The sequence below is a fragment of the Streptomyces cinnabarinus genome (assembly GCF_027270315.1).
GTDB classification, from domain to species: Bacteria; Actinomycetota; Actinomycetes; order Streptomycetales; family Streptomycetaceae; genus Streptomyces; species Streptomyces cinnabarinus.
On sequence record NZ_CP114413.1, the window covers coordinates 9,335,525 to 9,349,377 of the forward strand.

Sequence of the window (13,853 nt, forward strand, 5' to 3'; positions counted from 1 at the left end):
TTGGACCAGCTCGACGGCGTGGCGCCTACGGCGTGTATCACATTGAGACATCCGTGGACGCTTTCTGAGACATCGGCCTTGTCGCGGCGGCCTGTGTAATCGGCGCACCATCCACCCGCCGACTCGCAGGGAGCCGCCATGAAAGCCGTGCAGGTCATCGAGTACGACGAGCCGCCCGCGCTCGTGGACGTGCCCGATCCGCAGGTCACCGGTCCGCTCGATGTGATCGTGAAGATCGGGGGCGCCGGAGTGTGCCGGACCGATCTGCACATCCTCGAAGGACAGTGGAAGGCCAAGAGCGGAGTCACCCTTCCGTACACGATCGGCCACGAGAATGCCGGGTGGGTCGCGGAGGTCGGCCAGGCCGTCACCCATGTCAAGGCCGGTGACCCGGTGATCCTGCACCCGCTGGCGACGTGCGGTCTGTGCCGAGCCTGCCGGGCCGGAGACGACGTGCACTGCATGAACTCGGCCTTCCCCGGCATCGACACCCACGGGGGCTACGCCGAATACCTGAAGACCAGCGCCCGCTCGGTCGTGCCGCTCACCCCGTCCCTGGAGCCGGCTTCGGTGGCGGCCCTGGCCGACGCCGGGCTGACGGCGTACCACGCGGTTGCCAAGGCGGCCCGGGTCCTGCGGCCCGGCGACCGTGCCGTGGTCATCGGTGCCGGCGGGCTCGGGCACATCGGCATTCAGGTGCTGCGGGCCCTGTCGCCGGCCGAGATGATCGTCGTCGACCGCAGTCCGGAGGCCCTTGCGCTGGCCAAGGAACTGGGCGCCGACCACACCCTCGTCGCGGACGGGAGCGAAGCCGACCGGGTACGGGACCTCACCTCGGGGCACGGGGCGGAGGCCGTCCTGGACTTCGTCGGCGAGGGCGGTGCCGTCGAGACGGGCATCGCCTGCCTGCGCCGCAGTGGCAACTACTACGTCATCGGCTACGGCGGCCACCTGAACGTGCCGACGATCGACGTCATCTCCACGGAGATCAACTTCATCGGGAACCTCGTGGGCTCCTACAACGACCTCTCCGAGCTGATGGTCCTCGCGGCCCAGGACAAGGTCACCCTGCACACCCAGCGCTACCCCCTCGCCTCCTTCCAGCAGGCCCTCGACGACCTGGACGCGGGGGCCGTACGCGGCCGCGCGATCTTGGTCCCCTGACACCGCAGGAGAAGCCTCATGCGCACCAGACCGTCCACGGCCCTGATCGCTCTCGCCGTCGTCGCGACCCTGACCGGCACGGCATGCACCGCCCAGAGCCAGGCACAGCACCAGCCCAAGGAGAAGGCCGGACTCTTCAAGCCCGGTTCGCAGATCAGCTACCAGAAGTACGGCAAGGACTACCCGGCCACGAAGGTCAACGACGTCCCCGGACGCTGCAGCTACGACTCGATCAGCCGCAAGGACTACTCCGGCCAGACACTCAAGATCATCAGCCATGCCGTTCCTGTCATCGGCGAGCCGACCCAGTTGCACGCCAAGCAGTTCGAGGACATCACCGGAGGGAAGGTCGAGATCGTCAACGTCCCCTTCGGTGAGCTGCACCAGAAGATCCTCACACCGCTTCAGGCGGGCCAGCCCGCTTACGACGTCATGTTCTACCCGTCCCTGTGGATCGGCGACATGGCCCCGTATCTGGAACCGGTGCCGCAGGAGTACCTCGACACCCGCGGGATGAAGGACGTCACCAAGACCTACATGGACGTGGCGACCTGGAACGGGAAGGTCGTGCAATACCCGGTGGACGGGGACCGGCACTACCTCAAGGTCCGCGCCGATGTGCTGAAGGACCCGCAGTGGAAGGCGGCCTACCAGCAGGCCACCGGCCAGGACCTGCAAGTCCCCAAGACCTGGGCCGAGTACCAGCAGATCGCCGAGTTCTTCAGCGGCAAGGACCTCGACGACGACGGCAAGCGCAACTACGGCAGCGCCGAGGTGACCAAGCGCGACGACCTGACGTTCTCCGCGTTCATCAGCCGGGCGGCACCGTATGTGAAGAACCCGGAGGTCAAGGGCGGTGTCTTCTTCGACGTCGAGACCATGAAGCCGCTGATCAACACGCCCGGGTTCGTCCGCGCTCTGGAGGACATGGTGAAGGCCAAGTCCACCTGGGCGCCCGGCGGCGCCAACTTCGGGCTGGGAGACGAGATCTTCTCCTTCGGCGGCGGGCAGACGCTGATGTCCTACTCGTGGGACGACGCCTTCATCCAGGCCCAGCAGCCGGACAGCAGGATCCGCAACGACGTTCAGGCGGCACCGCTGCCGGGTTCCACCGAGGTCTACAACCGCACCACGAAGGCGTGGGACAAGAAGGCCAACCAGGCGCCCTATTTCACCTGGGGGTGGACATCGGCGGTGGCCAAGGCCTCGACTCACCACCAGATGGCCTTCGACTACCTGTGCTTCTTCAGCAACGAGGCCAACACCGCCCTCGACCTGACCATCGGCCGATTCGGTGTCAACCCCTACCGGTACGCCCACTTCGACCCGGCGTTCTGGCAGCAGCAGGGCTGGGAGAAGGATGTCGCCGAGTCGTACGTACTGACGCTCTCCGGGATGGAGAAGAGCGGCAACCGCGTCTTCGACCTGCGGGTTCCCGGTGTCAACCAGTACATGTCCGCGCTGGCCAACGGCATCGCGTCGGCTGTGGCGGGCCAGGACTCGCCGCAGGAGGCGCTGGACGGCGTGGCCCGGGAATGGTCCAAGATCACCGACCAGATCGGCAAGGACAAGGTGCAGAGCGCCTACCGCGATGTGGTCGCCCTCGAGGACAACTCCTGACCCGACCGCAGGACGCCCCGGGTGGCCGGACCGGACCGGCCGGCCGCCCCGGGGCTCCCGCCCCCCGCCCGCAAGGAGAACCATGGACGGCCTGCGCCGGTACAAGAGCATGTTCCTGCTGCCGGGACTGCTCACCCTCTTGCTGATCATCATTTTTCCGCTGCTGTTCACCATCCGCGTCAGCTTCTCCGGATGGAACGTCAGCAACCCCTACATGGACTTCATCGGAGGTGCCAACTACACCGCCGTGCTGCACGACAGCCGCTTCTGGTCGTCCATCACCCGGCTGATCCTGCTGGCGGGCGGCACGGTGCTGCTGCAGTACGTCATCGGCTTCGGCATGGCCCTGCTGGTCTGGCGCGAGGTACGGGGCCGCAGATTCTGGCGGGTGCTGTTCCTCGTCCCCATGATGACCACGCCCGTGGTGATGGCCGCCATCTGGCAGACGATCTTCCATGAGTCGCTGGGCCCGGCGAACGATCTGCTTCAACTGCTGGGCCTGGCCAGGATTCCCTGGCTCACCGAGTCCGGTCCGGCACTGGTCGCGCTGATGACCGTCGAGGTCTGGCAGTGGACGCCCTTCATGTTCCTGTTGCTTCTGGCGGGCCTGCTGAGCCTGCCGAAGGAGCCGTTCATGGCCGCCGCGATCGACGGCGCCGGCACCTGGCGCACCTTCTGGAAGGTGACCTTCCCGTTGATGGCGCCGGTGTCGGTGGCGGCGGTCGTCATCCGGCTGATCGAGGCGTCCAAGCTCTCGGACAGCGTCTACGTACTGACCTCCGGCGGGCCGGGCTCCTCCACCGAGACACCGGGTTACTACCTCTACATCCAGGGGCTCAGGGACCAGCAGACCGGGTACAGCGGCGCGATGTCCCTCATCTACCTCGTACTGATGAGCGTCACGCTCACGGTTGTTGCCGCCCTGCTCACCAGGGCGTTCAAGCTGAAGGGGGACGCATGAGGTCGCGCCTCTATCCCACATTCAAGTACACCGTGATCGCACTGTGGGCCTGCTTCGTCGCGGGACCGTTCTTCTGGGCGATGACGACCAGTTTCAAGAACGCCAACGCGGTCCAGGGCGGCCCCACCTACCTCCCCTGGGCGCAGTACGAACCCACCCTCACCGGCTGGCGCAACATCTTCGGCGGAGCCGGCGGCGTCGATGTGATCGATCCTTTCGTCAACAGCGCCATCGTCACCATCGCCGCATCCGCCATCAGCCTGGCCCTGGGGTCCCTGGCCGCCTACGCACTGTCCCGCTACCGGTTCAAACTGGGCTTCATCAAGAACGGCGACATCGTCTTCTTCTTCGTCTCCCAACGGATCATGCCGCCGGTGGTGCTGGTGATCCCCTTCTTCTACCTCCTGCAATGGGGCAGCCTCCTGGACACCATCCCCGGCCTGGTCATCGTGACGATCGCCCTGCTGCTGCCCATCGCGGTCTGGGTGATGGTGGACTTCTTCAACGGCATCCCGCGGGAGATCGACGAGATGGCGATGCTGGACGGCTGCGGCCCGTTGCAGACCTTCGTACGGGCGATCCTGCCGAACTCCCTGCCCGGCCTGACCGTGGCGGCGATGTTCTGCGCCGTGTTCGGCTGGAACGACTTCTTCTTCGCCTTCCGGCTGACCTTCACCGAGGTCCAGACCCTGCCCCAGGCGGTCGTCGCCCTCAACTCCTCCATTCCGCCCTGGTGGACGCTGTCCGCCGCCGCGCTCTTCGGCGTGACACCGCTGATCCTGCTCGCGATCTGGGTGGAGCGCTATCTGTCCAAGGGGAACCTGTCGGGAGCGGTCCGATGAACCTGAACGCCACTGAACTGTGCCTGACCGTCGACGGCGTCGACCACCTCAGCAATGTGACCGCGACCTTCCAGCCGGGGCGGCTGCACACCGTCATCGGCCGGACGATGGCCGGGAAGACCACCCTGCTGCGGGTCCTGGCCGGCCTGCAGAACGTGGATTCCGGCTCGCTGACGCGGGCGGGAACGGACTTCCTGGCAACGCCGGTGTGGCGGCGCGACACCGCCATGGTGTACCAGCAGTTCATCAACTACCCGCATCTCAACGTGTTCCACAACGTGGCCTTTCCGCTGAAGCGGGCCGGGCTGTCACGCGACGAGATCCAGCGACGGGTCCGGCGGAGCCTGGCGAGTGTGGGGCTCGCCGACTTCGAGAAGCGCAAGCCCTCCCAGCTCTCCGGCGGCCAGCAGCAACGCGTCGCGATGGCCCGGGCCTTGGCACGCGGCGCCGGCGTCCTCCTGCTCGACGAGCCATTGGCCAACCTGGACTACAAGTTGCGCGAACAACTGCGCGACGAATTCAAGACCCTCTTCTCGGACCAGGGGGACACGATCGTCATCTACACGACCACCGAACCCGCCGAGGCGATGATGCTCGGCGACGTGGTGCTGGTCATGCACGAGGGGCGCATCCTGCAGACGGGCACCCCGCAGGAGGTCTACGAACGCCCGGCGACCACCACGGTGGCGTCCATCATCAACGACCCGCCCATGAACATCTTCGCGGGCCGGATCGAGGGCGGCCTGGTCACGGTGGCCGGCTTCCAGGCCACGCACGTCTCGTCGCACCTTGCCGATCTGCCGGACGGCACCTACCAGTTCGGACTGCGCGCCACGGATGTCGGCCTGGCCTCCAGCGGGGTCGAGGGCGAGGTCACCTTCGTGGAGATCTCCGGTTCTGAGACCTTCGTCCATGTGGTCGTCGGCGAGAGCCCCTTCGTCGTTCAGGTCGAGGGCATTCACGATGTCACCCTCGGTGACCTGGTCAAACTGCGACTCCGCCCCGACCGGCTGTTCGCCTTCGACGAGATCGGGGCGCTCGTGCGGACACCTTCATACGATCTCGCTGCAGTGGAAGGGCGTTGACATGGCGCAGTTGGACATCGTCGATGTCGGGCACGCGTATGCGCCGGGCATCGAGGAGGAGCGGTGGGCGCTCAAGCCCCTGAATCTGACCTTCGAGTCCGGTAAGACCTACGCGCTGGTCGGGCCCTCGGGCTGTGGCAAGACAACGCTGCTGAACATCCTGTCCGGCCTGGTCAGACCGTCCCAGGGACAGGTGCTGTTCGACGGTGCCGATGTCACGGCCCTGCCCACGAAGGCCCGCAACATCGCCCAGGTCTTCCAGTTCCCGGTCATCTACAAGTCGATGACGGTCTACGACAACCTCGCTTTCCCCCTTCAATGCCGGCGCTGGGACAGAGCGAGGAGCGATGCCAAGGTTCGCCAGGTTGCCGAGGCCCTGGACCTGCACGACCGGCTGGCGCAGCCCGCCCGCGGGCTCACCGCCGACGACAAGCAGCTGATCTCACTCGGCCGTGGTCTGGTCCGGGACGACGTCGCGGCCATCCTGATGGACGAGCCGCTGACCGTCATCGACCCGCAACTCAAGCAGATGCTGCGACGCAAGATCCGCGAGATCACCGAGCAGTTCAGGCCCACCGTGATCTACGTGACCCACGACCAGTACGAGGCGATGAGCTTCGCCCAGGAAGTGCTGGTGATGAAGGACGGCCGTGCCGTGCAGCAAGGAACCCCGGAACAGCTCTTCGAGGCGCCGTCGTCCACCTACGTCGGCTACTTCATCGGCTCACCGGCGATGAACTTCCTGACCGTGGACCGGGACGACCGGAACTTCGCACTGGGCGGCCGGACGCTGTCCGTCGCCTGGGACATCCCGCACGGCACGACCGCGGTCGAGGTCGGCATCCGGCCCGAGTACATCAAGGCCGTCACGGAACCCGGCCCCAACACCTTCCCCGGCAGACTGCGAGCCGTCAGCGACCACGGCGCGCAGCGCGTGCTCGAAGTCGAGGTGGCCGGACAGCTCCTGAGGGCCAAGACACCGCGGGAGGAAGGCGTTCCGGACGGCGACGACGTCCTGATCCATCTGCCGCGCGCCAAGGTCCTTCCGTACGCGGACGGTCAGTTGGTGCTCCAGTCCTGATCGCCCGTCAGGCCTCTGGCCACCCCCTTCGAGGCGCGGACGACGCCGAGCGACGGTGCTCGACGCGCGTTGTCCAGCCGGTCCGCGGCTCGGTGACGGCAAGCCGAGACCGTACGATTTCGACACGACGAGTCCGGGTGGGCGCGGCCGAGGCACAGGTACTGCCGGGCCCGCCCGCGGGGCGACTGTTCCCCTTCCGCCGCCCGACGCGGCAACCGGCAGATCGACATCAGACAGCAGTGGAGGAATCCCATGATCTTCATCACCGCCAAGTTCCGAGTCCGCCCCGAACATGCCGACCGCTGGCCCGAGATCACCGCTGATTTCACCCGGGCCACCCGCGCCGAGCCCGGCTGCCTGTGGTTCGACTGGTCGCGCAGCGTGGAGGACCCGTTGGAATACGTCCTGGTCGAGGCTTTCCGCGATGACGCGGCCGGAGGCGCGCACGTACAGTCCGCGCACTTCAAGGCCGCGCAGCAGACCTTGCCGCCCCACCTGGTCGAGACGCCGCGCATCGTGAACCTGACCGTTCCCCAGGACGACTGGTCGCTGCTGGGCGAGATGTCGGTCCCCGGCCAGGAGTAGTCGCTCCTGAGCCTGTCGGGGATCTTGCGACGGTGAGGTCGACTGCCGGCGGCTTGCCAGTCGAAACGTGCCGCGAACTGGGTCGCCCACCTGACCATTCGCCGACGCGCGGGCGGCCTCGGCCTGTTCACGTGCCCCGCCCAAGGGTGCACCTGACCAGTCCGTGGCCGTGGCCGTGGCCGTGGAGAGGATTGTGCTGCAACAGGGGGACCGGAATATGGCGTTCACGACGCTCACACGCTTCCGTGGAGTCTCCGGACTGTCCCGAGTCCGGGTCAGAACGTACGCGGTGAGCGTCCCCGCAGAGCGCCGCTATCCATGACCGCTGGACGCGACCTTGCTGCTCCGCCCTGCCGAATCACCGACGGCCGTCCGACACGCCGCGGCGTGCCCGCGTCCGCTGCGGAGGCGAAGCCGTCACCATCACTTCGCCACACGTCGGCCGCGTCATACAGGAGCCTCATATGTCCGACAGTGCCCCCGACCCCCGTCCCGTCACCGCAGAGGCAGTCCCCCTGGGCACCGGTACCCGCCGATGGCTCTTCCGCCCTCCGCGGCGTCACGGTGAGGTGGACACCGGTCGCAGCGTCAGCTTCCTGGAGCTCTTCTACGACCTCGTCTATGTCGTCCTGGTCGGCCAGGCGGCGCACACCCTGGCTGAGGACCTCTCCTGGCGAGGCACGGCAGTATTCGCGGTGGTATTCGGACTGATCTGGATCGCCTGGCTGAACGGCACACTCTTCTACGAGTTGCACGGCCGCGAAGACGGTCACACCCGCTCGATGATCTTCGTGCAGATGCTGCTGCTGTCCCTCATGGCGGTCTACGTCGGCCACGCCGACGGCGACGACGGCCGCACCCTGGCGGCACTCTACGCCCTGCTGCTGGCACTGCTGAGCTACCAGTGGTACTCCGTGTACCGGCAGGACCTACCGGAGCTGCGCAGGACGCCCCGACGCTATCTGATCGTCATGGTCGCAGGCATCATCCTGATCGCGGCATCGGTACCTCTGTCGGCCGACGTCCGTCTCGTCGTCTGGGCGGTGTTCGTCGTCGCGTGGTGCAGCGTGGAGTGCGTCATTCTTATCTTCTGGCGCAGAAGGCCGAGTTATGACGTCGTGACCGAGCCCATGGTCGAGCGCTTTGGACTGTTCATCATCATCGTGCTCGGCGAAGTCGTCATCGGTGTCGTGAACGGCCTGACCGACACCGAACGCAGCACGCTCGTGACGACCACCGGCCTGCTCGGGCTCGCGATCGGCTTCGGCTTCTGGTGGAACTACGCCGATCTGGTGTCACGAAGGCTGCCCCGCGAGACCGGCCACTCTCTGGCGACGTGGATCTTCACTCACCTGCCGATGACCATGGCCGTGGCGGCTGCCGGGGCGGGCATGGTCGGGCTTGTGGAGCACGCCACCGATCACCGGACACCGGTCGCCGTGAGCTGGCTGATGGGTGGGTCCGTAGCCGCGATGCTGGTCACTACGGTGGTGCTGCTGCCCACTTTGGCGGACTACGACCGCTACCCCTCCACCTACAAGTCGGTGCAAGCCGTGCTTGTCATGGCTGCCGTCGTCGCCCTCCTCGCCGGATGGTCCCGCCCCGCCCCCTGGCTCCTTGCACTCACCTTGCTGCTCCTCCTCTTCGCGACATGGGCTTTCGCGTTCGCCAGATGGCTACGCCAAGGCTCCCTGATCAACGAGAGGTCGGCCGAGTGACACGGAGCGGTCAGTCGCGTTCTTCCAGCCGTACGGGACGGGGGACCGCGACGCGATCCTGCGACGCGTCGAACACGCCCGGACGGGCGGCGCGAAGGGCCTGATCCTCACCCTCGACCGGTCGTTCTCCCACGGCACGCTGTCCATCGGTCGGCGCGCTGGAGCTGGTGGTGGCCGAACTGGCGCACTCCGCCCACGTGTTCGCAGGAGTTCTGCTGATTTGCGGGCGCGGGGGTAGCGCTGTTCCCCTGCACCGCGCGGTCGAGGCACTGCGCGCGGAAGGCAGGCGGCCCGCGCAGGGCTGCCGTCCGGCCCGGCCCATCTCCGTGGAGAAGCCGAGACCTGCCCCAGACTGACGCCTGGTGCCTGGCCGGTGCGGTGATGCCGCTGCGGTGTCGGCAACCACACTGGCGCTGGCGTGGGTTGGACGGCAGTGACTGGACATACGCGTTGCGTCCCGCGTCTGTCCGGCATGGTGAATGCCTGAGCCGTCCGAGCTCAGTCCAGCCATCCTCTTGACCGTACTCGGACAGGACCATACTCTCCGAGGAAGTAAGGAAACTTTCCTAACAATCAGGTTTCGCTTCGTCGCTCTCGGCCGCAGTGCAGGAGTGAAGGCACCCCCTGCCGAGCGGCTCCGTACGTCCTGATCAGGCATGTCAGCCCGGCTACACAGCAAGGAGACCCCTGATGCCACAGCACCGGAACCTCCCGCCGCGGCCTGTTCGGCGCGGCCGTCGGCGGTCTCGCCGCAGCCGCCCACCCCGCGTCCCTGCGGGTGTCGTCCGGTACGGCGACGGCCGCAACACGCGTTGGCTCCTGGGCACTGTGCTGGGCGCCCTCTCCGGCGAGTGTCGGTCTCGGGGTGTTGGAGGCTGTCGAGGACGATCGGGCCGACTCCCACACCGAGGGCCAATCGCACGTCCACCCAGTGGGCGACGCCTTGAGGTTCAACAGGCACATGGTCGCCCGGGACGCCTCCACGTACCGCCAGCACCAGGAAGTGACCGACATGCGTCCGTCCGGCAGTTCGTACCTGGGCCGGCTCCCGGGCGAGACGTAGCGCACGACGTACCAGATGTGCATCCCGTGATGTCGCTGCGGCGGGTGAACGACGTACAGGCCATCGAACTGAACTGTTCGCGCCGGACATCCTCGTCGGCCGCACCGAACTCGTCCCGCCGCGCGGCTCCTGGGGGCGACGTCGACTTCCAGATGAAGACCGGCGACGGGACCGCGGGCACCGTGCGGTGGATCCTCCGCAAGCAGGGCATCACCCTCGTTGTCGGGACCAAGACGGGCGTCGACACCTTCCTGCTCGACCGGGTGCGGCCCAAGTGGGGCATCTACCACTCGCTCGGCGCCACGTCCGGCTCACTGCAGGACTGCTACCTGCTCCTGCGGCACATGCACGGCTGCCAACTGATCGATGGCCCCGCCGCGGTCGATGACCAGGCGGAGGACACCTTCTTCTCGCAGGGCGTCGTCGAGTCCAACCACTCCCGCTTCTCCGGGACCGGCTTCGTGAACCACGACAACGTCACCGGCTCGTTCGTCGAATGGACCGTCCCGGCGAGCACTGCGGGCCTCGCCACCCTTGCCCTGCTCTACGCCAACGGCACGACCCTCAATCGCCCCATGGACCTCATCGTCAACGGCGGACCCAACGTCCGCAAGATCACCCTTAGTTGAGACCCCATCGAGAGGATGTCATGCGCAGACCTCTGTCCACTCTGCTCGCCGGCACGCTGCTTGCCGCACTCGGCTTCGGCCTCGCCCCTTCCCCCGCACTCGCCACCGTGACCGAGCAGGCCCCGGCGGCAAGCGGCCAGATCGCCGCCTACCCGGCGTGGCAGCCGAACACCTCGTACAACGTGGGCACACGCGTGTCCTACGGCGGCAAGGACTACGAATGCCTGCAGAGCCACACCTCTCTGACCGGCTGGGAGCCCTCCAACACCCCCGCGCTGTGGAAGCTGCTCGGTGACAGCAGCGGTGGTACCGACACCACCGCTCCCTCGACCCCGACCAGCCTGCGCACTACCGGCACCACCTCCTCCAGCGTGTCCCTGGCCTGGAACGCCTCCACCGACAATGTGGGCGTGACCGGATACGTGGTGTACCGCGACGGCGCCCAGGTCGCCACGACGACGAACACTTCGTACACCGTCGGCGGGCTGTCGGCGAGCACGGCGTACACCTTCACCGTCAGGGCGCGTGACGCGGCGGGCAACGTCTCTCCGGCCTCCAGCGCCGTCACCGCCACCACCCAGAGCGGCGGAACGCCGCCGGGCACCACACCCGCCGCGATCAACGGCCGGCTCAAGGTGTGCGGTGTGAAGTTGTGCAACCAGTACGGCAATCCGATCCAGCTGCGCGGCATGAGCAGCCATGGCCTCCAGTGGTACAGCCACTGCCTGACCAGTGGCTCCCTGGACGCGCTCGCCACCGACTGGAACTCCGACGTCCTGCGTATCTCCCTCTATGTCCAGGAGGGCGGTTACGAGACCAACCCGAGGATGTTCACCGACCGGGTGCACCAGCTCATCGAGATGGCCACGGCCCGCGGCATGTACGCCCTGGTCGACTGGCACCAGCTCACGCCCGGCGACCCTAACGACAACCTCTCCCGCGCCAAGACGTTCTTCACCGAGATCGCGCAGCGCCACCGCGGCAAGACCAACCTGCTGTACGACATCGCCAACGAACCCAACGGCGTCAGCTGGTCGCGGATCAAGTCCTACGCCGAGCAGCTCATCCCCGTCATCCGCGCCCAGGACCCCGCAACCCCGATTCTCATCGGCACCCACGGCTGGGGCTCCCTCGGCATCTCCGACGGCCGCAACGAGACCGACATCATCAACAACCCGGTCCAGGCGACCAACATCATGTACACCTTCCACTTCTACGCGGCCTCGCACGACCAGGAGTACCTGGACGCGCTCAACCGGGCATCGGATCGCATCCCGGTCTTCGTCACCGAGTTCGGTACCCAGGAAGCCTCCGGTGACGGCCCGAACAACTTCACCCGCACCCAGCAGTACCTCGACCTGATGGCCGTCAAGAAGATCAGTTGGGTCAACTGGAACTTCTCCGACGACGAGCGCACCGGCGCCGTGTTCAGGACGGGTACCTGCAACAACAACGGCCCCTGGACCGGCACCACTTCACTCAAGCCGGCCGGCGTCTGGATCCGCGACCGGATCCGCACACCGGACTCCTTCCCCACGACCTGAGCACGCACCGCCCCGAACGACACCACACGCCCCGACGCCGCCGGAGGCGCCGAAGGAGGCCTCCGGCCGGCCGTCTCGGAACGTCAGCTCCACTCCAAGTCCGGCACGCGTTCAGGTGGATGTGCTGCGTCTGACCGCACCCGGACGTCAGAGGTCGGGGTTGACGGGAAGTGATGCGCAGACCTCGGGGAACCGGGCCGGTAGGAAGAGTGGTTCCAGCAGCGCTACCTGCCTGGCACCCCTGCTTCACTCAGTCCTGGTCGTCGTACTCGCTGAGATCTTCGTAGAACACACGCACATCATCGCCGCACTGCTTCATCGAGCCTGCGCGATTCCACGACCCATCGGACACGACCTAGCGCCGAACGTTCCGTGGCCCCGCGGCGTCACAGGTGCAGTCGTGATCTAAGGGGACCATCACCATGACCACCGTGACCCGCCGCGCCCTCGCGCTTGCCTCCGCCGTACTGCTGGCGGGACTGCTGTCGGCATGCGGCGACGACCAGCCGGAGGGCAAGCCCAGCGTTCAAGGGCTGACGATGAAGGAGTGGTCAGAGCCCGCGTCCTACTCGTACACCCTCGAATCCGGAGGCGGCGAGGCGCCGGTCGGCCCCATCCGCATCACCGTCGAGGACCACAAGGTGACCGAGGCCCACGGCCTCGACGACACCGGCCGCCGCGTCGACCGCGACCTCCCCGACGATATCCCCACTCTCGGCGACCTCCTCGACGAACTGGGCCGGGCCCGCGCCGAGAACGCCCACATCACCGAAGCCGACTACGCCTCCGACGGCCACCCCGAGCGAATCTCCCTCGACTGGGACGAGAACACGATCCACGACGAGATTGGCTACATCATCAGCAACTACGTGCCCGAAGCGGGCTAGGGAGGGTAGTCGGCGTACATGCGAGCGCTGGACCGGCTTGGCGGATCCGCAGCGTGGGGTGCCGGATCCCGTCAGTTCACTTCCCAAGTCGTGAAGATGTACAGCGCCACTTCGATCTGTGCCTTGAGGCGGTTGTCGATCTCCCCTTCGAACTTGACGAAGATCGCGGAGAAGCCCAGGTCGGCCGCACCCGTCCATCGCGTCTGGCGCTGTGCTGCCCAGACCGGCGACCGCTATGCGATCACCTGGAGCACGGCCGCAGGGCCCGGACGTCCGATACGCAGACGGGAGCTGGCGCGGGACGCCCTGCGCACCACAGCCGAAGGCGCCTGGTAGGCCCGACCAAGAGTCCGACCACGCCAGCCAGGCCGCTGCGTTGCTGGATTGTGACCGGTGGTCGGGGCTGGTGGCCGTCGGTTTGGTCGGAGTCGGCGGGTGGGTTGACGCCATGGAACACGCGCACGCCTCTACGCCCGGGCCCTCCGGCCCGCCCCATTGGGGCGGGCCTGGTGTGCCGCCGTGCGCGCCCGGCGCAGTCCCGGTGGTGAGCCGCTTCGGCGCGGGGATCCGCCGGGGGATGGCGGCCGATCGGTTCCCAGGTCGCCAACAGGCCGTTCCGCGAAGCCCAGTTGTCGTTCAAGGCGAAGGGCTTGTTCGGGCTGCTCTTCTTGGTC

General features: G+C 67.0%; 12 protein-coding genes. All 12 read left to right on the forward strand.

Features of this window, described 5'->3' with window-relative positions; all coding sequences use genetic code 11:
• Positions 1-138 precede the first annotated feature (138 nt).
• The 12 genes from STRCI_RS42060 (at position 139) to STRCI_RS42115 (ending at position 13,515) form a co-directional block, all read left to right on the forward strand.
• Complete coding sequence (locus tag STRCI_RS42060; RefSeq protein WP_269664268.1) at positions 139-1,164, forward strand: NAD(P)-dependent alcohol dehydrogenase; 1,026 nt, start codon at positions 139-141, stop codon at positions 1,162-1,164.
• Between the two features lie 18 nt (positions 1,165-1,182).
• Positions 1,183-2,784, forward strand: coding sequence for an extracellular solute-binding protein (locus STRCI_RS42065; protein ID WP_269664269.1), 1,602 nt, complete (start codon positions 1,183-1,185; stop codon positions 2,782-2,784).
• An 82-nt stretch (positions 2,785-2,866) separates the two neighbouring features.
• Positions 2,867-3,745, forward strand: coding sequence for a carbohydrate ABC transporter permease (locus tag STRCI_RS42070; protein WP_269664270.1), 879 nt, complete (start codon positions 2,867-2,869; stop codon positions 3,743-3,745).
• A complete protein-coding gene (locus tag STRCI_RS42075; protein ID WP_269664271.1) occupies positions 3,742-4,587 on the forward strand; it encodes a carbohydrate ABC transporter permease in 846 nt (281 codons plus the stop codon). The genes STRCI_RS42070 and STRCI_RS42075 overlap by 4 nt, the downstream gene beginning before the upstream one ends.
• Positions 4,584-5,672 carry an ABC transporter ATP-binding protein gene (locus tag STRCI_RS42080; RefSeq protein ID WP_269664272.1) on the forward strand — a complete coding sequence of 363 codons (1,089 nt, stop codon included), beginning with the start codon at positions 4,584-4,586 and terminating at the stop codon, positions 5,670-5,672. Before STRCI_RS42075 ends, STRCI_RS42080 begins: the two co-directional genes overlap by 4 nt.
• A 1-nt stretch (position 5,673) precedes the next feature.
• Entirely contained in the window at positions 5,674-6,753 is a 1,080-nt protein-coding gene (locus STRCI_RS42085) for an ABC transporter ATP-binding protein (RefSeq protein ID WP_269664273.1), read from the forward strand.
• A 252-nt stretch (positions 6,754-7,005) separates the two neighbouring features.
• A complete protein-coding gene (locus STRCI_RS42090) occupies positions 7,006-7,338 on the forward strand; it encodes a putative quinol monooxygenase (protein ID WP_269664274.1) in 333 nt (110 codons plus the stop codon).
• Between the two features lie 464 nt (positions 7,339-7,802).
• A complete protein-coding gene (locus STRCI_RS42095; protein ID WP_269664275.1) occupies positions 7,803-9,056 on the forward strand; it encodes a low temperature requirement protein A in 1,254 nt (417 codons plus the stop codon).
• 1,107 nt (positions 9,057-10,163) lie between these two features.
• Positions 10,164-10,748 carry a carbohydrate-binding protein gene (locus tag STRCI_RS43480; RefSeq protein WP_336298842.1) on the forward strand — a complete coding sequence of 195 codons (585 nt, stop codon included), beginning with the start codon at positions 10,164-10,166 and terminating at the stop codon, positions 10,746-10,748.
• Between the two features lie 20 nt (positions 10,749-10,768).
• The gene (locus tag STRCI_RS42105) at positions 10,769-12,292 is read left to right on the forward strand and encodes a cellulase family glycosylhydrolase (protein ID WP_269664276.1); all 1,524 of its coding nucleotides are present in this window, start codon (positions 10,769-10,771) and stop codon (positions 12,290-12,292) included.
• Between the two features lie 422 nt (positions 12,293-12,714).
• Complete coding sequence (locus STRCI_RS42110) at positions 12,715-13,179, forward strand: DUF6174 domain-containing protein (RefSeq protein ID WP_269664277.1); 465 nt, start codon at positions 12,715-12,717, stop codon at positions 13,177-13,179.
• Positions 13,180-13,332: 153 nt separating this feature from the next.
• Positions 13,333-13,515, forward strand: a complete 183-nt coding sequence (locus STRCI_RS42115; RefSeq protein WP_269664278.1) for a hypothetical protein — start codon at positions 13,333-13,335, stop codon at positions 13,513-13,515.
• The last annotated feature ends 338 nt before the right edge of the window (positions 13,516-13,853 follow it).

What these genes read in the sequence shown, in the direction of transcription:
- STRCI_RS42060 (WP_269664268.1), top strand. Translation starts at nt 139, where the DNA reads ATGAAAGCCGTGCAGGTCATCGAGTACGACGAGCCGCCCGCGCTCGTG.
- STRCI_RS42065 (WP_269664269.1), top strand. Translation starts at nt 1,183, where the DNA reads ATGCGCACCAGACCGTCCACGGCCCTGATCGCTCTCGCCGTCGTCGCG.
- STRCI_RS42070 (WP_269664270.1), top strand. Translation starts at nt 2,867, where the DNA reads ATGGACGGCCTGCGCCGGTACAAGAGCATGTTCCTGCTGCCGGGACTG.
- STRCI_RS42075 (WP_269664271.1), top strand. Translation starts at nt 3,742, where the DNA reads ATGAGGTCGCGCCTCTATCCCACATTCAAGTACACCGTGATCGCACTG.
- STRCI_RS42080 (WP_269664272.1), top strand. Translation starts at nt 4,584, where the DNA reads ATGAACCTGAACGCCACTGAACTGTGCCTGACCGTCGACGGCGTCGAC.
- STRCI_RS42085 (WP_269664273.1), top strand. Translation starts at nt 5,674, where the DNA reads ATGGCGCAGTTGGACATCGTCGATGTCGGGCACGCGTATGCGCCGGGC.
- STRCI_RS42090 (WP_269664274.1), top strand. Translation starts at nt 7,006, where the DNA reads ATGATCTTCATCACCGCCAAGTTCCGAGTCCGCCCCGAACATGCCGAC.
- STRCI_RS42095 (WP_269664275.1), top strand. Translation starts at nt 7,803, where the DNA reads ATGTCCGACAGTGCCCCCGACCCCCGTCCCGTCACCGCAGAGGCAGTC.
- STRCI_RS42105 (WP_269664276.1), top strand. Translation starts at nt 10,769, where the DNA reads ATGCGCAGACCTCTGTCCACTCTGCTCGCCGGCACGCTGCTTGCCGCA.
- STRCI_RS42110 (WP_269664277.1), top strand. Translation starts at nt 12,715, where the DNA reads ATGACCACCGTGACCCGCCGCGCCCTCGCGCTTGCCTCCGCCGTACTG.